Raw genomic sequence first — 17,821 nt, 5'->3', positions numbered from 1 at the left:
GAGGTTTCCCTGGACGGGTAGCACTCAGCTGCCTTTCGAGGCGTCGGCAACGGGCGCCGTCGTGCTCGAGTGGCGCGTGGTTTCGATGGCGGTCTTGGCTTTGAACTTCTTCTGCCGGGGATCGAAGGCGTCCCGCAGGCCGTCTCCGATGAAGTTGATGCTGAGGCAGATGAGGATGATGAACAGGCCGGGGAACCAGAACAGCCACGGCCTCGTTGCGAAAGCTTCTTGGTTCTGGGCAACCAGCAGGCCGAGCGAGGTGTCGGGAGCCTTCACGCCGAGGCCCAGGTAGCTGAGTGCCGTCTCGAGCAGGATCGCCGCGGACATGGTCAGCGTCACGTTGACGATCAGCACACCCACGGCGTTGGGGAGGATGTGCTTGAAGATGATCCTTGCGTTGGACGCTCCGGAGATCCTGGCTGCGTCAACGAACTCCCGCTCGCGCAGGGTCAGGAACTCACCGCGGACCAGGCGGGCGAGGCCCACCCAGCTCACAAAGCCGAGGAAAATGCCAAGGATGACGACGCCGTTGTTGGCGGCAAATCCGGTCAGCCAGCTTCCCTCATCCCTGCGGTTGGCTATCTGGCCAACAACAGCCGCAAGGAGCAGCAACGGAATGATGATGATGACATCGGTCAGGCGCATGAGGATGGCTTCGACCCAGCCGCGGAAATAGCCGGCGAGTCCCCCGACGATTGCGCCGACCGCGCCCGCGATGGCGCCGATCAGGACCATGACCGTGATGGATTGTTGGGCACCGCGCATGGTCATGGCAAACAGATCGCGTCCAATACGGTCCTGGCCGAAGGGGTGCTCTCCCCAGGCGAGCGGCCAAAACGACGACGTGGGGGCACCGTCATTGACCAAGGGCGAAACGTCCACATGGTTGTACTTCCACCATCCGGGAATCCCGAATGCGCCCACCGAGGTGAAAGCAAGCAGGAAGATCACTGCAAAAACCGCGAGCCCGATCAGGGCGCCGGTGTGGCCGAAAAACCTCTTGCGGACAATCTGGCCCTGGCTCAGGCCGCTGGTGACTTCGCTGCTTGCATGGGTGGCTGCAGCTTCGGCAAGCGCCTGTTGCGCGAGGAGTTCTTCCTCTTGGGTTGGCTGGCTCATGCTTTGATCCTTACGCGTGGGTCGAGCGCGGAGTACGCGAGGTCCGCTATCAGGTTGAAGACCATGGCGGTGATTGCAACACAAAGGAACACGCCCATCACGGGGTTCGGGTCAGTGTGCAGCAGTCCGTCGATGAACAGGAAACCCATGCCCCGAACGGAGAAGACCGTTTCCGTGATGACGGCGCCACCGATCAACGCACCGATGTCGAAAGCAACGATCGTTGCAATAGGGATCAGGGCGTTCCGGAAGGCGTGGCCCATGATCACGGAACGTTCGCTCAGACCCTTTGCCCGCGCAGTCCGGATGTAGTCCATGTTCATGATTTCGAGCATCGACGAGCGTGTGAACCGGGTGTAGCTGGCCAACGACACAAGGATGAGGGCAATCGTCGGCAAGACGAGGTGGGTCAAGGTGTCTGTCGACATGATCCAGAAATCGCCTTGGATGTTCGGGGTTCCTGCCCCGATCGTGGCGATGGGGCGCCCGCGCACCCGGCTGTTGTTGAAATAGGACGGCCAAGCCTGCATGAATTTGTCCACAACCACAAGGAACCCGACCAGGAAGGCGGTCAGCCCAGCGGCGCGCATGGACTGGCCGCGGTCGTAGCCGCCCATGAAGTACCCCACTGCCACGCCAACCAAGATAGTGGCGATGGCCAGGAGGAAGATCATCAGCCCGGTCGCGTCATTGAGCAGCGGCTGCACAGCAAAGTAGGCAACCACGCCAATGCCCACCACGATCAGGCTTGATTGCAGGGCCTTGCGGTTCTTGAGTCCGGAAACCAAAATCGTGATTCCGAAGGCGATTCCCACCCCCATGATGGCGATGATGACCGGCCCCAGGCCCGGATTGCGGAACCATTGAGTCAGCGAGAAGTAGAAGAGAATAAGCGAAACAGCCGCAAAAACCGAGCCTCCGACGATCAGTCGGCGCCTCACCGCACCGCCGACGACGACGGCCCCGACGATGCCCAGGACGGCCCCGATTCCAAGGGCCACGACCGGCGGTATTTCGGGATTTCGGAGGAAGTCATTAAAGCCGATGGCACCGAATTCCTTGAGGAGAACGGCTACCCAGAAGATCGGCAGGGAGAAGAACAGGAACGCCATGAAGGTTACGCCGTAGTCCAACGCGCTGTACTGGCGCAGTGCCGTAACGATGCCGAGCGAAATGCCGATGAGAATCGCAAGGATTGTCGCACCGGTAACCAGCGTCAGGGTTTGGACCAGCGCGAAACCGAGCGCCTCCGTGATTGGCTGCCCCGCAATGTTCTTACCGAGATTGCAGGCATTGCCGAAGGGAACCAGACACTGGGCAGCGCCTCCCAACCACTTGAAATAGCGCAGCGGCGCCGGTGTGTCGAGGTCGAGCAGATTGATCCGCGCATCCATCAGTGCTTGCCGGTTCGGCGCGCTGCTGGTGCGGAGCTCTTCCAAAGGGTCCCCGGACAACGCCGTCAGGAGATACACCAGGAAAGAAGCTCCAAGGAGAATGAATGCGGCGGTTACGAGCCGCCGGACGATATAGGTCACCATGGTGAAGAACCTCGAAATCCAGGCCCGGGGTCTCCGGCGCCTATCGCAGAATCGTGCCCCTTCCCTGCTTGAGGTCGTTGGGGAAGCAGACAATGTGCCGGTTCGCCAACCCGAAGGCGCCGGGACCATGATACGTCGGTCCCGGCGCCTCGGCTGGCGATATTGCGCGCTAGTTGGGCCTTACTTCTGAGCCCACTCCCAGAAGTTCCACCAAACGCCAGTCTGGTTCGGCATGAGCTTCACACCGGTGATGCGGTCGCTGTAGGCGTCCACGTTCACGGACTGGAAGAGCGGCACGCCGTATGCGGAGTCCCAGATCTTCTTGTCGATCTGCTTCTGCAGATCATCCTGCTTGCTGCGGTCGGTGGTGACCACGAGCTCTTCCATCAACTTGTCAGCGTCAGTGTTGCTGAACTGGTTGAAGTTGTTGCCACCAGCGGTCTTGAAGATCTGCGGAACGCCGGAGACACCGACGCCCGGGTTGATCCAGCCGAAGATGGTGGCATCGTAGCCGCCCTTGCCCAAGGCCTTGCCCCAGTCGGACTTGCCCAGGCCGCCGTCGACGATCTTGAAGCCAGCCTTGGTGGCGGATTCGCGGATCAGCGAGAAGGCGTCAACGCGGTTGGGGTTGTCCTTGTTGTACATGATGCGGATTTCCGGAGTAGCGCCGTTCAGGAGCTTCTTGGCACCATCAATGTCCACGTCCTGGTAGGCCGAGGAGCCGTTGTTCTTGGCGGAGTCAGCGTAGGCAGCCTGCTGGGGAACGAAGATCTGCGAGTCCAGCGGCTTCGCGTTCGGGTCAAGCTTGCCAATGATCTTGCTGACGATGTCCTTGCGGGGCACCGTCTTCATGAAGGCGGTACGCACGTTTTGGTCGGCCAGCGGACCCGAGAAGTTCAGGTCCAAGTGGTCGAAGGCCAGTTGGTTGCCCTGGTCGACAGTGACGCCCTGGCTGGAGAGAGCCTTCAACTGGTCGAGGGTGTCCGCGGAAGCCTGCGGGGCAATGATGTCCGCCTCGCCGTTCTTGAGGGCCTGGACCTGTGCCGGCGCCGAACCGATGTACCGGACGGTAATTTCGTCAAGGTTTGGAGTCGGTCCCCAGTTGTAGTCCTTGTTGCGAACCATGGTGAGGGACTGGTCCTGGTTCATGCTCTTGACGATGTAAGGACCGTTTGAGAGGAACAGGGTCGGGTCAGCGGGAAGCGTCTTCGTGTCGAAGCCGGTGTTCCACATGTCCGACATTGCCTTCAGCTTCGGGTCGGCGGGCAGCGGTGCCTTGGAGTCTCCGCGCGGCTTGCTCTTGAAGAAGTCAATCAAAGCCTGGGTGTCCTTCAGGCCGGCCTTCTGCGCAAGGACGTGGGCAGGAACGTCAATGCCAGGACCACCAAGCACGATCTCCCAGTCAGCGAACGGCTTGGAGTACTTGAGGGTGAGGGTCTTGTTGTTGTTGCTGATCTCCGGGAAGTCCGTCAGACTCAGGCCCGTGTTGTCACCAGCGTACGAGAAATAGGACGTGCCCGTCTTTGCCTTGGCATCGGCGTCGTCGTAGTAGCCGGAGAACGCCGCCCACTGCAGGAGGAGGTCAGCTGCGGAGACCGGGGTGCCATCAGACCACTTCACACCATCGTTGATGGTGTACTTGACGGTCAGCGGGTTGTCCGAGACCTTCTCCATCTTGCCGAACTTGTCGTTGTGTACGACGTTCAGCTTGTTGTCGATGTAGTAGAAGCCCGAGTGCGTTGCGTAGCTGACCTTGGAGTTGATGTCAGTATTGCCATCGGCTGTGTTGGGGTTGAACGTGTTGAAAGCGTTGACCTCGACCACAGTGGCCGTGCCACCCGTCTTGGCTGCTCCAGTGGATGGGGTATTGCCACCGGAATTGCCGGCACAGGCGCTCAGTGCGATCGCGGCGATTGCCGCAATACCCACTGCTTTGGAAGTACGTCCGAAACGCATTCCGCCTCCTATTTTTTTGAGTGGAAAAAGCCGGCGCTGTTGACTCCGGCAGACTGCCACAACCCCCTCAGCAGGCTTGTGGCTCGTCTCACATGAGCAGTAGCCTAGCGCCCGGAACGGATCTTTGGGTCTAAAGTTTCCCGCCGGTAAAGTTTGTTATCGAGATGCAATCATTGAAGGACGTCCTAGGGGTTCCGTGATCCGCGCCAACATGACATAAGCCCCGATTCACGGCGAACCGGGGGCTTATGTCAGTTAATTCCCCATCACTGAACCCTCCTGGCGGGGAGTGCCTGGAACAGATCTCACGATCCGATGGCAGCGTGCAGCGGTATCCAGACCTCGTGTTGGGGTTTACGTTGAGGTGCATGGGCGAGAAATTCACTTATGTGGGCGGTCCCCGTGATAAAGAACGCAGCGAGGGCGAGGTATCGGACTTCTATATCCGGCGCTTCAGTCCTACGTGGGCCGTCCGGTATCCGAGTCGGGTGTAGAAGGCTCGAGCCTGCTCCCGTGCTTCGTCTGTGGTCACTTGCGCCAGTTGCGCCCCGCGCACACGCCCAAAATTGTGTGCCCACTCAAGCATCGCGGTGCCCAGGCCTTGTGAACGTTCCGCGGCAGCAACCCGCAGTCCCTCGATCTGCAAGCGGGAAGAACCACCCCGGGAAAGTCCTGGGATAACAGTCAATTGCATCGTGGCAACGATGCGATCGGCATCATTTCGGACAACCCCCAGATAGTTGGAGCGGTCCCGAACAACCAGGTTGTAGGCCGCCTCGTATCGTTCGAGCTCGACGCACTCACGATCGGGGCCGAACTGATCATCGGACAGCAGCGCGGCGATGGCCTCGACATCATCGCGGCTCGCCCGTTCCAGCCTGAAGGTCCGGCCCGCCACCCGCAGCAGTCCTCGAACCGAGGATCGCGCATCTGCCTGCAAACGAGCGACCAGCAGATCGAGCCATCCGCCGACGTTGGCTCGAGCCTCAACGGTGTCGGGATAACGGCACCTCAAATGCAGGCCGGACTCGTCCAGGATGAACCAAAGCATGACGCCGTCCGTGTCGATTGTCGCGCTCACGTACTGGGCGTCGAGTCCGACCGAGTCGATTCGTACCGGCAGCCTGCGTAGGTCCAGCCAGGAGATCGCGAACATCCCAGGAGCGACGGGCATGCCGCCCCATGGAGCCAGAACGTCCGCGAGCGGCCACGAGCCAAGCTGCACAGCCTCTTTTACCGCGGCCGCCGCGGCGAGCGGCTCGGGGACCGCAGATTCAAGCACCGAATTGGTAATGAACCAGCCGACTGAGTCATGCCATTTGTCGTCGAAGCGGCTGTGCACGGGAAACACAGCCCGCAGCGGGGTTCCCGCCAACTCGCGGGTCACCGCGGTCATCGCAACAACAGCGAGTGCGAGCGTCGAGACGCCGTCGTTGCGGGCTTGCGCCGCGAACGCCGCACCGTCGTCGAGATCGAACACATCCCGGACTTCCACACGCTCGCGCTGAGGATCGGGCGCACCCAGGGGCAACGGGAATTGCGGCATGACTCCGCCGCTGTCCCCGATGATTTGTTCCCACCGTTGACGCACGTGGTCCGGCGCCGCTTTCCGGTCTAGAAGTGCTTGCGTGTGCTCAACAAATGCCGGGGCTGGCTCGGGCAACAATTCGCGGCCGGCGCTCCCGGCGTCGAGGGCCGACAGCAGGTCGCGCGCGATCACCAGCATCGACCACATGTCGACGTGGGAGTGGTCGGCTGCAATCACAACCGTGAGTCCGGCAGCAGTCTCCAATACGCACAGGCGGTGTGAGGGTTGTTGGTATGGCGAGCACGCGGCGTCGAGAATGTCCCGCACTGCGTCATTGACGGCTTGGCCTGGAGACACCTGATGCTCCACCCAGGTTCCCGGACCAATATCAATTTCGTAAAGCTCCGGCTCACCGTCCTCACCGGGAACGAAAGCCGTTCGCAGCGTGCCGTGGCGGCCGACGACGGCCAGCCAGGCATCGGCAATCGACTCACGACGAGTTGGTGCAGGCAGCCGAAAAGACATTGCCATCCAGGAGCCGGGCCGGTCGCCGGCTCCTACATGGAGCCGCTGATCAAAGGACACCGGAAGACGCCGGCGGAGCGCAGACACGCTGACGTCATAGCCCCAAAGTCGTCCGAACGGTAGCCGCAGGTGCGTGACGTTGGTCAGGCGCATGGCAGTATCCTATCGCCCCAGATAGCCTGAACGTTCAACGCGGCCGCTCAAGGTGGCGCTGCCAGTCACGGAACGAGGAGCCTGATGCCCACTTTCGAGGTTCCCGGAGCCGAGCTTGCGGTTGCTTTGAGCGACGAAGGTGGACACCCGGTTGTCCAACTGCATGGCCTGACATCAAGCCGCGCGCGTGATCGGGTGCTCAACCTCGACCTCGGCCGAGGGCTGAGTGGAACTCGACTGCTGCGGTACGACGCACGCGGCCATGGCCGGTCGACAGGGCGCAAGGTCCCCGAGGACTATCAATGGCAAAACCTCGCCGATGACCTCCTGCGGCTGCTCGATCGCTGGTTCCCAGGCGAACGTGTCCACGGAGTCGGTCCCTCGATGGGTACCGGCACGCTCTTGCACGCCGCTTCCCGCGAGCCTGGCCGCTTTAGCGGGCTCACGCTGATGGTGCCACCCACCGCGTGGGAAACCCGAGCCGCCCAGGCTGCAAACTACCGGGCTGCCGCGGCGCTTATCGAGGCTGTTGGCGTCGAGGAATTCCTGGACACCACGCGCGGGGCAACACCGCCGCCGGCCACAATTGGGGCGCCAGAGACCGTGCCCGACGTCGCCGACGCCCTCTTGCCGTCGTTGTTTCGAGGCGCGGCACTCAGCGATCTGCCTGATCTTGAGGCCCTCGCGCGAATCGACGTACCGGCGACGATCCTGGCCTGGGTCGATGATCCGGGCCACCCGCTGTCAACCGCGGAAACCCTTACCGCGCTGCTCCCCCAAGCAACGCTGACAGTAGCCCGCACCCCGGAGGACGTCGAAACCTGGCCTAATATCCTGAGCCAGGATGTCGCCGGTTGGGGCTAAGCCAGGATGATCGTTACCCGATCAGGTAGACCATGCCGCGCCCCTCGTCGGCGAGATTGGTGGCGAAGACCCGGGCCCGTCGAAGATAGCCAACGGCATACTCGACGTCAAGGTCCCGATCGACATATGGCGAATCCGGCAACCGCTGCCTTACCTCCGCATCAGAGATATCGTCCAAGTCCTGAGCAATCGACAAAACCTCGGACGGAGTCAGGGCCCTTACCCACGGATCCCAACCTTCGCCATGCATGGTCACGTTGCCTTCAAACATACGAAAAGCGGGTCGCGCCGCCATGGCCGCCCCCAATGGGGCCGTGAGAACCTGCAGATGCCGCCATGCCTTGTCCAGATAGAGCATGTCGCGCTCAGATATCAATTGTTCGAAGGTGGTACCGCTGGTCCCGACACCAGGGTCAAGGCCCCAAGCATCAGCAAGTGGATCGACGGACACGAAGGTCATCGGGTCGGAAAGCACCTGTTCAGTGAGTTCGCCGTCGAATGCATATGCGTAATATCTGATTCCCATTCACCAAGTATTGCCAAAGCGCAAGCTGCGCAGGAGGGCTGAGTTGCGTTATGTGGATAACTCGCGAGATGAACTGTACCGGCATGTCGATGACCAGCCGCACCGATTTGTTCACGCACCCCTGAGAGGCGTGATGGCCGCGATCTGCCCGGCCGCACGATCTTCGGCAACGGCGGGGATCGGTCATCGGCGAAAGACCGGGCACCTGACCAGGATGTAAACGCCGTGATCGCCGTGGGCAGCAGGCATCCGGCCGGCGAAGTCGCCCTGGTCTACCCCGTGCCGGATAGGACGGCGTAAATATCCGAGCCACCGCAGCGAGCGGGTGGTTAGGCTGGGTGGATGGCGACAGTTATCCTCGTGCGGCACGGCCGCACCACAGCCAATGCCACCGGGCTGCTGGCCGGGCGGTCGGTCGGCATCAGCCTGGACCAGGTCGGGCGCGACCAGGCGGCTCTGGCTGGAGACCGGCTCGCCGCGGTGCCCTTGGTCGCGGTGGTGTCGAGCCCGCTTGAGCGTTGTCAGCAGACCGCCCAGCTCATCCTCGATCGCCAGGCTGGCACGCCGTACGCGCCGGTCGATCCCGATCTCACCGAGTGCGATTACGGTCAGTGGCAGGGCCGCATGCTCAGTGATCTCGCGACCGAGGATCTGTGGCCGGTTGTGCAGTCCCAACCGTCCGCCGTCGTCTTTCCCGGAGGTGAATCCATGGCCGCGATGCAGGCCCGGTCGGTGGCCGCGATTCGGCGCCACGATGCAGCCTTCGAAGCCGAGTACGGGCCAGGAGCTGTGTGGGTTGCGGTAAGTCACGGTGACATCATCAAGTCAATCCTCGCCGACGCGCTCGGCATGCACCTTGACCTGTTCCAGCGTATTACCGTGAACCCCGCTTCCGTATCGATCGTGCGCTACGGCGGTAACCAGCCGAGCGTCTACGCGACCAACACCGATGCGGGTGATCTGTCCTGGCTGTCGAACGGCATCCAGTCCGGCGATGCGCCGGTGGGCGGCGGTCCAGGGCGGAAGGCGCCATGAACCTCATGTGCCTAGAATACTGACATGCCTACACGTGTTCACGAGTTTGCCTGGCCTGATCGGGTCGTCGTCGGCACCATTGGCCTTCCGGGGGCGCGCACGTTCTACCTGCAGGTGCGCGCCGGGACGCAGATCGTGACTGTGGCCCTGGAGAAAGAGCAGTCGGCTCTGCTCGCGGAGAAGATCGACGAAATTCTCGACCAGCTCATCACCGTGGAGGGCAACCCCTTCAGCGTCCCCACGGGTACTCCCGTTGAACTTGTCGACAATGACCAGCTCGAGTCCGTTGAGGAGCAGTTCCGCACCGGCGCCATGAGCTTAGGGTGGGACCCAACCACGGCCCAGATCGTACTAGAGGCCTTCCCCATCACCGATGCCGACGCCGACGCCGACGACAACGACAACGATGAGGACAGCGCTAACGAGACCGAAATGCTGCTGGTCCGCATGCCGGTCGGCACGGCCCGCGCCTTCGCCAAGCGCACCCGTGAGATCGTGGGCGCCGGGCGTCCGACGTGCCCGCTCTGCGGGTACCCCATCGACGCCGACGGGCACATCTGCACCCTTCCCGAGGTCTGATGCCGACGCCGGAGCTCGGGACCGCCGAGTTGACGCTCACCGGCCGCATCACGACGGCTTCAAACGCTACATTTCTGGGCAGCATCGGCGACGTGGTGGTCGTCTATAAGCCGAAAGCCGGCGAAACTCCGCTGTGGGACTTTCCCCACGGCACCCTGGCCCACCGGGAGGTGGCCGCGTACCTGGTCTCGCAGGCATTCGGCTGGGACATCGTGCCGCACACCTGGCTGCGCGATGGTCCGATGGGCGAAGGAATGGTGCAGCTCTGGCAGGAGCAAGACCCCGCCCAAAACGCCGTGGACCTCGTGGCGACAGACCACGTGCCGGAGACGGGCTGGAAGCACGTTCTCGAGGGACGGGATGGGAACGGACGCATGGTCACCCTCGTTCACGAAGACTCGCCAGCGCTCAGGCGCATTGCGGTGTTCGACGCAGTCGTCAACAACGCCGACCGCAAGGGCGACCACATTCTTGCCATGCCGGACGGACACCGGCACGGCGTGGACCATGGGCTCACCTTTCACCGCGACCACAAGCTGCGCACGGTGCTGTGGGGATGGCTGGGAGACCCTCTGACCGCCGAGGAACGCGAGGGCATCGATCGTGTCAGCGAAGGACTGCACGGTGGGCTGGGCCGAAACCTGGCGGAATTGCTCAGCGCCGAAGAAATCGCATCGCTCGCCGCGCGCTGCGCCCGGTTGCGTTTGGCAGGGCGGTTTCCGGCTCCGAGCGGCGAGATGTCGGCGGTGCCTTGGCCGCTGTTCTAGGGAATTGCCCTCCCGCAGGGGCTAGACGTTGAAGCGGAACTCCACCACGTCGCCGTCGGCCATGACGTATTCCTTGCCTTCAATTCGGACCTTGCCGCGGGACTTTGCCTCGGCCATGGACCCGGCGGCGATGAGGTCATCGAAGGAGACAACTTCGGCCTTGATGAATCCGCGCTGGAAATCCGTGTGGATGACTCCAGCGGCCTGGGGCGCGGTGTCGCCACGGTGGATGGTCCAGGCGCGGGCTTCTTTGGGACCAGCAGTCAGGTAGGTCTGCAGTCCAAGCGTGTGGAAGCCGACGCGTGCCAGCTGGTCGAGGCCGGATTCGTCCTGGCCGTTCATCTCGAGCATCTCGCGGGCTTCTTCCTCGTCGAGTTCGACGAGATCCGATTCGAGCTTGGCGTCAAGGAAAATGCAGTCCGCCGGCGCCACCATGGCGCGCAGTTCCTCTTGCCTTTCCGGGTTGCCGAGGATTCCTTCGTCCGAGTTGAAGACGTAGATGAAGGGCTTGGCCGTGAGGAGGCTGAGCTCTTTGAGGTGCTCCATCTCGAGCTTGTCGCTCTTGACCGAGGAGAAGATCGTGTCGCCACGTTCCAAGACGGCCTGGGCAGCCAGGATCGCTGCGAGTTCCGCGGCTTCCCGCTTCTTGATCTTGACTTCCTTTTCGATCCTGGGAATGGCCTTTTCGATCGTCTGGAGATCGGCCAGGATCAGTTCGGTGTTGATCGTCTCAATGTCCGAGCGCGGATCGACTTTGCCGTCGACGTGAACAACGTCGGGGTCATCGAAGACGCGGATGACCTGGGCGATGGCTTCTGCTTCGCGGATGTTCGCGAGGAACTTGTTGCCCAGGCCTTCGCCCTCGGAGGCGCCCTTGACGATACCTGCGATGTCAACGAACGAGACGACCGCGGGCAGGAGGCGCTGCGATCCGAAGACCTCCGCCAACTTCTGCAGGCGCGGGTCCGGGAGGTTGACGACGCCGACGTTTGGCTCGATGGTGGCGAACGGGTAGTTCGCGGCCAGCACCTGGTTGCGGGTCAGTGCGTTGAAAAGAGTTGATTTGCCGACGTTGGGCAGTCCGACGATGCCAATAGTAAGAGCCACGAGCATTGATTCTACCCGTTGAGTGCCCCTCTCCGCTTTCGCGGGTGGAACCGTGGACCCCACGCCCGGGTGCCTTGATCCGGCTTCGCTATATTGTCCGACCCCTATGCCAAGGTTGGAGACATGGATGGTTTTGCAGTAATACTCGCTTTGTTCATGCTTCTTCTGGGAGCGGCCGCCGGGGTGGTGGCTGGTTTCCTGCTGTTCAGGCGCCGCACTGCCGCGCTTGAGGAAGATTTCGACGGCGTCTCCGCCCGGCTTGCCGCGGTGAACGCCCAGTTTGCCGCCGCCGACGCCGAACGGCGGCTTCTGCTGTCGCAGAACCGTGAACTGAACGAGTCCAGGAACCAGGATGGCAGTGTGTTGCGCGCGCTCGCCCCCGTTGCCGAGAAGCTGACGGCCGTCCAGCAACAGGTCTCGCTTCTGGAGCGTGATCGCTTGGAGCAGTACGGCCAGCTTGCCCAACAGCTCCAGGAAGCCCGGCTGTCCGATGAACAACTCCTGCGCTCCACGCACGCACTGGCCTCCGCCCTTCGGTCGAACAGTGCCAGGGGGCAGTGGGGTGAAGTCCAGCTGCGCCGGGTGGTGGAGGCCGCCGGCATGCTGCGTCACGTCGATTTCCATGAGCAAGTGCATTCCGCGTCCGCCGACAACGCCGTCCGGCCGGATCTTGTGGTCCAGTTGCCGGGTGGAAAGCAGTTGGTGGTGGACGCCAAGGTTCCGTTGGCGTCCTACCTCGCTGCCCAGGAACAGGGCAATTCCACCCAGCGGGTCAACGGCCTCCAATCTGTGGGCAACGGCGCGGATGCCCTGCTGCTCGCACATGCGAAGGCCCTCAAGTCCCACGTGGATGCCCTGGGGTCCAAGAAGTACTGGGACATCCCCGGCAACTCGCCAGAGCTGGTGATCTGCTTCCTGCCCGCGGAGTCCATCCTGGCCGCCGCCCTCGAAGCGGACCCTGCACTCTTGGATCACGCCCTATCCCGGAACGTGGTGCTCGCGTCCCCCGGCACCTTGTTGGCAGTTCTAAAGTCCGTCGCCTTCACCTGGCGCCAGGACGTCCTGACGGACAATGCCCGGGAGCTCTTCGAGCTCGCCCGGCAGCTCTACGAACGCATGGGGACGCTCGGTGACAACGTAGGCAAGCTGGGTTCGTCGCTGAAGACCTCGGTGGATCGCTACAACGCGCTGGTCGGAACGCTGGAAGCACGCGTCTTGCCCACCGCACGGAAGCTCAACTCCATGGACACCGACGGGCTGGTGTCGCCGTCGGCCGTGGAAGCCGTGCCGCGGACCCTTGCCGCACCCGAACTGATCGAAGACGAATCCGCGGCCTAGGACTGTCTGGTAGTCGTCCGGGCCCGCACCCTGTGCTGGGCCCGGACCCAGGACCCAGGACCCAGGACCCAGAACCCAGACTACGAAGTCGGTCGGTTCCCGCGCCCACCCAAGGCGCGAGTGACGTCCCCGGCCTCTTTGAGGGTGGCGCGCAGTTCCTTCGGCAGGGAGAACAGCAGGTCTTCCTCCGCCGTCACCACCTCTTCAACCGCACCGTAACCGTAGTCGGCCAGCAATCGGAGAACGTCCTGGACCAGGACCTCCGGAACGGAAGCGCCAGACGTCACGCCCACGGTGGCAACGCCTTCGAACCAGCTCTCGTCGACTTCGTTCGCGAAATCGACCCGGTAAGAGGCCTTGGCGCCATATTCAAGCGCCACTTCGACGAGCCGCACGGAGTTGGAAGAATTCGCAGATCCCACCACAATCACGAGGTCGGCCTGCGGGGCAATCTTCTTGATGGCCACTTGGCGGTTGGTAGTGGCATAGCAAATGTCGTCGCTGGGCGGATCCTGCAACGTGGGGAACCGCTCCTTGAGCATCCGGACGGTCTCCATGGTCTCGTCGACGCTCAGCGTGGTCTGCGAAAGCCAGATGGTCTTCTCCGGATTGCGCACAGTGACCTTGTCCACCTCATGCGGACCATTGATGATCTGGATGTGGTCCGGGGCTTCGCCCGCCGTTCCTTCCACTTCCTCGTGGCCGTCGTGGCCGATCAGGAGAATGTCGTAGTCTTCCTTGGCGAAGCGGACGGCTTCGCGGTGCACCTTCGTGACAAGCGGGCAGGTGGCATCGATGGTCCGAAGACCACGGTCTTCGGCCGATTGCACGACCGCCGGGGACACGCCATGGGCCGAGAAGATCACGAGGGCGCCTTCGGGTACCTCGTCCGTCTCTTCAACGAAGATGGCACCCTTCTCCTCCAGCGAGGTGACCACGTGGACGTTATGCACGATCTGCTTGCGCACGTAAACCGGCGGCCCATAGTGTTCCAGTGCCTTCTCCACCGCGATGACCGCACGGTCGACGCCTGCGCAATATCCGCGGGGGGCCGCGAGCAAGACGCGCTTGGGGCCGGCGACCGGAGCGGCGGCCAGCACCTCTTCCGGCGTCCGACGCCTACGCGGGACAGAGGGCATCGGAATGGAAACTGCTGAGCTGGTCATCCCTCCATGCTACCGGCAGCGTTCACCCGCACGCTCGGCCTGGCTTTGCGTGAGAAGATCACGCCGAGCAGGCCAAGAAGCGCGAGCACTCCAGCGGCAATCCAGGCGATGGTGATCCAGCCGGCGAAATTGTCGACCGCCGCTGCCAGCAGCTCACGCGCGAAGAGGCCACCCGTAGCGGTTCCGCCCAGGCCCGCATCGCCTGCGCCCTTCAGCACCGTCGTGGCCACTTGCCACAGCGCCGCGACTGCGGCCAAGCCCAGTCCGGCAAAGAGGAGAACCACACCCCGGCGCCTCGCGGCAAGCAGGCCCAGGGCAAACAGCAGGACGGCGCCGAGGCCGGGAATCCACCACATCGGCGCATATGCGGCGATGTCATCTACCTGCTGGCGCTGGGCGGGGCCGCCGATGTTGATCAGCGTGGAGTCCGGCGTCGCAATGGGGAGGCCCGTTGCCGCGTGCAGCCGGTCAGCGGCAAGCTTGACCAAGGGGCCGACGTCGAGCACCAAGGACGTTCCCGCGGTCGAGTTCCCGGGGCGGGCACTGCCTGCGAAAGTCAGTTGGTGGCTCCGGCGTACGGTTTCATTCCACGCTTGCGGGTATTCGGGCCACGTGGTCATCGCGGTGGCCGCGTCCTTGAGGAAGGAAGCGCCAAGTTGTTCCACCGGCGCCGGCAGGTTGACCTTGGATTCCAGGCTTGCGACGGCAGTAGCCGCCAGGCGCGCTTGGAACGCTTGATCCTTCCCGATCGAAGAGGTAAGCGCCACAAACCCGTCTTCCCGGACGATGTTGGTGTCCGTCCATGCCATCGGGACGGCGATTGCTGTGAGCAGAAGGGCAAAGATCACTGCGATTGCAGAGACGAACGAGCGCAATGGATTCCTCAAGTTTGGAGTGCAGCAGTTCCAGGCGGGGCGACGACGGGTAAATGTCGGCCATGCATGCTACAAGGTATGGATAGAGTTGGAAGCCTGCCGCCTGCTTTTCGGTAGCAAATTTTCAGTAGCTCTTATAGCAGGAATGCTTCCGGCACCCCTAGCAAAGTACCAGCGAGGACAGAACCATGCACCAGCCACCAACAGGAGGCTACCCGCGTGTCCTATGACGCCGTACCCGGCGGGGCGCCACGCGGGTTGCCGATTTCGGGATTCCCGAACCCTGGATCAGAGGACGAAGAGTCCCGCCAAGGAGAACCCACGAAGGCAGAGTCAACCCTTCCGGCGACGGCGTCGGAGACCAGTCCCGACAATCCTTGGCCGCTGCAGTTGCTGTCCCGCAAGCTCAAGACCCACATAGAACGGGCTCCGGCCGCTTGGATCGAAGGCCAGGTCATCGAGCTCAACCGTCGCGGCGGCAGCGCCTTCGTGACGCTGCGTGATACCGACGCAGAGATCTCCTTGCCCGCATCGTTGTGGTCCAATGTCCTGGACCGCCAGAAGATGCCGCTGGAGCGTGGCTCACGCGTCGTGGCCTTGGTGAAACCTGAATTCTGGCTCAAGACCGGCCGGCTCAACATGTCGATCAAGGACATCCGTCCCGTCGGCCTCGGCGATCTCCTCGCCAGAATCGAGCGCTTGCGCCAGGCCCTTGGCGCTGAAGGGCTTCTTTCAGACTCGAGGAAGAAACGGCTGCCCTTGCTCCCCCACCGGATCGGGCTCATCACCGGCCGCGATTCCGACGCCAAGAAAGACGTCCTGCGCAACGCAGCGCTTCGCTGGCCCGCCGTCGAATTCGCCGTCCGGGAAGTCGCAGTCCAGGGTGTCACGGCGGTCGGCCAGATCCTGGCTGCGCTCAAGGAGCTCGACGCCGATCCGCACGTGGACGTGATCGTGATCGCCCGTGGTGGCGGAGCCCTGGAAGATCTGCTTCCGTTCAGCAACGAAGAGCTCGTCCGGGCAGTATCCGCGGCGGCCACTCCGGTGGTCAGCGCAATTGGCCATGAAGCCGACCATCCCATCCTGGACGACGTCGCCGACCTTCGCGCATCCACGCCCACCGACGCCGCAAAGAGGATCGTCCCTGACGTCGCCGAGGAATTGGCGAGGGTACGCCAGGCCCGCGAGCAGCTACGCCGCGGCGTGGGACGCCTCGTGGACCGCGAAACGGATCGACTCCACGCGCTGAGATCACGCCCTGTGCTGGCGTCCCCCGAAGGAATGGTCACGGCGCGGGAGGACGACGTCGAACGGCTCCGGAAGCACGCCCACACTGCGGTGAGCTCCGCGGTTATCCGCGCACTTGACCAGGTGCACCACCTTCGCGCCCAGGTAAGGGCATTGTCCCCCCAAAAAACCTTGGACCGCGGGTACGCCGTCGTCCAGCTTGCGGGAGCGGACGGAGTGGGACACGACGTCGTCCGGAACCCGGACCAGGCCCCTGACGGCACGGAGCTGACGCTCCGTTTGGCGGAAGGCCGCCTTGGCGCTGTATCTTCCGGAACCATGGCACCTGCCGGACAACCCAGCCAGCACAAGCAAAATGAGGACTAAGAAATGACAGCAGAAAACACATCCCCTGCGGCCAAGGCTTCCGCTGAGGACCTGGACGCCCTCAGCTACGAGGAAGCCCGCGAGCAGCTCATGGCCATCGTTGGCCGCCTCGAAGCCGGCGGAGCAAGCCTTGAGGAATCACTCGCTCTCTGGGAACGCGGCGAGGCTTTGGCGAAGCGCTGCGAAGAGTGGCTGGAGGGTGCCCGCAGAAGGTTGGCCGCGGCCCGGAACAACGGCGAGGATGAAGCGACGGCCTCTTAGGATTGGACGGCCATCGCCCGTTCCGCCGACACGTCAAAGTCGGCTTTCGGCCAGCTCAGGTCCAGCTTCCCGAGGGCCTCAAGCAGAAGCTCCTGGACGGCGATCCTCGCGAACCATTTCTTGTTCGCCGGAACCACATACCAGGGCGCTACCTCCGTTGAGGTCTTCTCAAAGACCAGCTGATAGGCCTCCATATAGGAATCCCAAAACGCGCGTTCCTTGAGATCGCCTGTGCTGTACTTCCAGTGCTTGGACGGATCATCCAATCGCGCCAGCAGTCGCGTTTTTTGTTCATCGCGGCTGATGTTGAGCATGACTTTGACGATCGCCGTGCCCTGTTCGGCCAAGCCTGCCTCGAACTCGTTGATGGCCGCATAGCGTCGTTCCAGTTCATCTTCATTGGCCCAACCGTGCACCCGGTGGATCAGCACGTCCTCGTAGTGGGATCGGTCAAAAACCCCGACGAATCCCGCGGCCGGCAGTGCCCTCTCGATCCGCCACAGGAAATCGTGGGCCTTCTCCTCATCAGTCGGAGCCTTGAACGGAGCAACCTTGACACCCTGGGGATCCATCGATCCGACGACGTGCTCAACAATCCCGCCTTTGCCCGCCGTGTCCATGGCTTGGAGGATCAACAGCACTCGTTTGGAACTGCCGAATTTTCCCTCGGCAAAGAGCATCTCCTGCAGGACGTCCAAACGACCGTCCTGCGCTGCCAGCAAGGCGACGCCGTCAGACTTCTTTCCCTTGTAGCCGGGCGTCGATTCGGGGTCTGCTGCATCCAGCGAGAATCCAGGCCCGGCCTTCAAGATCGTGGATACCTGCTTGGTGAACTCCTTGGTCCCGGCCATATCGATGTCCCCTCTGGTC

The 17,821-nt window shown here is 62.7% G+C and carries 16 protein-coding genes; 7 read left to right on the top strand and 9 right to left on the bottom strand.

The window, feature by feature from the left end:
- Positions 1–24: 24 nt before the first annotated feature.
- The 4 genes from AC1DJB_RS01650 to AC1DJB_RS01635 all read right to left on the bottom strand — a co-directional run bounded on the left by AC1DJB_RS01650 (position 25) and on the right by AC1DJB_RS01635 (position 6,819).
- Positions 25–1,119 (bottom strand): ABC transporter permease, encoded by a 1,095-nt coding sequence (locus AC1DJB_RS01650; protein ID WP_306958666.1) that lies wholly within the window; start codon positions 1,117–1,119, stop codon positions 25–27.
- Positions 1,116–2,657 (bottom strand): ABC transporter permease, encoded by a 1,542-nt coding sequence (locus AC1DJB_RS01645; protein ID WP_284991408.1) that lies wholly within the window; start codon positions 2,655–2,657, stop codon positions 1,116–1,118. The genes AC1DJB_RS01650 and AC1DJB_RS01645 overlap by 4 nt, the downstream gene beginning before the upstream one ends.
- Positions 2,658–2,837: 180 nt before the next feature.
- Complete coding sequence (locus AC1DJB_RS01640) at positions 2,838–4,613, bottom strand: ABC transporter family substrate-binding protein (RefSeq protein WP_059387469.1); 1,776 nt, start codon at positions 4,611–4,613, stop codon at positions 2,838–2,840.
- A 439-nt stretch (positions 4,614–5,052) separates the two neighbouring features.
- Positions 5,053–6,819 carry a GNAT family N-acetyltransferase gene (locus tag AC1DJB_RS01635; RefSeq protein ID WP_441432533.1) on the bottom strand — a complete coding sequence of 589 codons (1,767 nt, stop codon included), beginning with the start codon at positions 6,817–6,819 and terminating at the stop codon, positions 5,053–5,055.
- Between the two features lie 84 nt (positions 6,820–6,903).
- On the opposite strand from AC1DJB_RS01635, the gene AC1DJB_RS01630 reads away from it, so the two are divergent.
- Complete coding sequence (locus AC1DJB_RS01630) at positions 6,904–7,683, top strand: alpha/beta fold hydrolase (protein ID WP_441432534.1); 780 nt, start codon at positions 6,904–6,906, stop codon at positions 7,681–7,683.
- Between the two features lie 13 nt (positions 7,684–7,696).
- On the opposite strand, the gene AC1DJB_RS01625 is transcribed toward AC1DJB_RS01630, so the two are convergent.
- The gene (locus AC1DJB_RS01625; RefSeq protein WP_284991403.1) at positions 7,697–8,209 is read right to left on the bottom strand and encodes a DUF1877 family protein; all 513 of its coding nucleotides are present in this window, start codon (positions 8,207–8,209) and stop codon (positions 7,697–7,699) included.
- A gap of 342 nt (positions 8,210–8,551) precedes the next feature.
- On the opposite strand from AC1DJB_RS01625, the gene AC1DJB_RS01620 reads away from it, so the two are divergent.
- From AC1DJB_RS01620 to AC1DJB_RS01610, 3 genes are read left to right on the top strand one after another with little or no spacing between them, the layout of a single operon-like run.
- The gene (locus AC1DJB_RS01620; RefSeq protein WP_441432535.1) at positions 8,552–9,244 is read left to right on the top strand and encodes a histidine phosphatase family protein; all 693 of its coding nucleotides are present in this window, start codon (positions 8,552–8,554) and stop codon (positions 9,242–9,244) included.
- A 24-nt stretch (positions 9,245–9,268) separates the two neighbouring features.
- Positions 9,269–9,823, top strand: a complete 555-nt coding sequence (locus tag AC1DJB_RS01615; RefSeq protein ID WP_307052557.1) for a DUF3090 domain-containing protein — start codon at positions 9,269–9,271, stop codon at positions 9,821–9,823.
- Positions 9,823–10,590 carry an SCO1664 family protein gene (locus tag AC1DJB_RS01610; RefSeq protein WP_441432536.1) on the top strand — a complete coding sequence of 256 codons (768 nt, stop codon included), beginning with the start codon at positions 9,823–9,825 and terminating at the stop codon, positions 10,588–10,590. Before AC1DJB_RS01615 ends, AC1DJB_RS01610 begins: the two co-directional genes overlap by 1 nt.
- A 21-nt stretch (positions 10,591–10,611) precedes the next feature.
- Here AC1DJB_RS01610 and ychF read toward each other — a convergent pair whose 3' ends face one another.
- Complete coding sequence (ychF, locus tag AC1DJB_RS01605; RefSeq protein WP_441432537.1) at positions 10,612–11,697, bottom strand: redox-regulated ATPase YchF; 1,086 nt, start codon at positions 11,695–11,697, stop codon at positions 10,612–10,614.
- Between the two features lie 123 nt (positions 11,698–11,820).
- Between ychF and AC1DJB_RS01600 the strand changes: the two genes are divergently transcribed.
- Complete coding sequence (locus AC1DJB_RS01600) at positions 11,821–13,035, top strand: DNA recombination protein RmuC (RefSeq protein WP_059387464.1); 1,215 nt, start codon at positions 11,821–11,823, stop codon at positions 13,033–13,035.
- 80 nt (positions 13,036–13,115) lie between these two features.
- Here the strand turns inward: AC1DJB_RS01600 and AC1DJB_RS01595 are convergent, their stop codons facing one another.
- Positions 13,116–14,201, bottom strand: a complete 1,086-nt coding sequence (locus AC1DJB_RS01595; protein WP_284991398.1) for a 4-hydroxy-3-methylbut-2-enyl diphosphate reductase — start codon at positions 14,199–14,201, stop codon at positions 13,116–13,118.
- On the bottom strand, positions 14,198–15,088 hold the full coding sequence (locus AC1DJB_RS01590) for a hypothetical protein (protein ID WP_476909845.1): 891 nt from the start codon (positions 15,086–15,088) through the stop codon (positions 14,198–14,200). Before AC1DJB_RS01590 ends, AC1DJB_RS01595 begins: the two co-directional genes overlap by 4 nt.
- A 246-nt stretch (positions 15,089–15,334) precedes the next feature.
- Here AC1DJB_RS01590 and xseA point away from each other — a divergent pair, with 246 nt between their 5' ends.
- Together xseA and AC1DJB_RS01580 are read left to right on the top strand one after the other, a co-directional pair.
- Entirely contained in the window at positions 15,335–16,690 is a 1,356-nt protein-coding gene (gene xseA / locus AC1DJB_RS01585) for an exodeoxyribonuclease VII large subunit (RefSeq protein ID WP_441432664.1), read from the top strand.
- Between the two features lie 3 nt (positions 16,691–16,693).
- The gene (locus AC1DJB_RS01580) at positions 16,694–16,951 is read left to right on the top strand and encodes an exodeoxyribonuclease VII small subunit (RefSeq protein WP_059387462.1); all 258 of its coding nucleotides are present in this window, start codon (positions 16,694–16,696) and stop codon (positions 16,949–16,951) included.
- Here the strand turns inward: AC1DJB_RS01580 and AC1DJB_RS01575 are convergent.
- A complete protein-coding gene (locus AC1DJB_RS01575; RefSeq protein ID WP_059387461.1) occupies positions 16,948–17,802 on the bottom strand; it encodes a polyphosphate kinase 2 family protein in 855 nt (284 codons plus the stop codon). The genes AC1DJB_RS01580 and AC1DJB_RS01575 overlap by 4 nt on opposite strands.
- Positions 17,803–17,821: the final 19 nt, after the last annotated feature.

Source organism: Arthrobacter sp. 01T428 (assembly GCF_056398685.1).
Note: the sequence above shows the minus strand (reverse complement) of the source record. Positions and strands in the feature narration are given on the sequence as shown.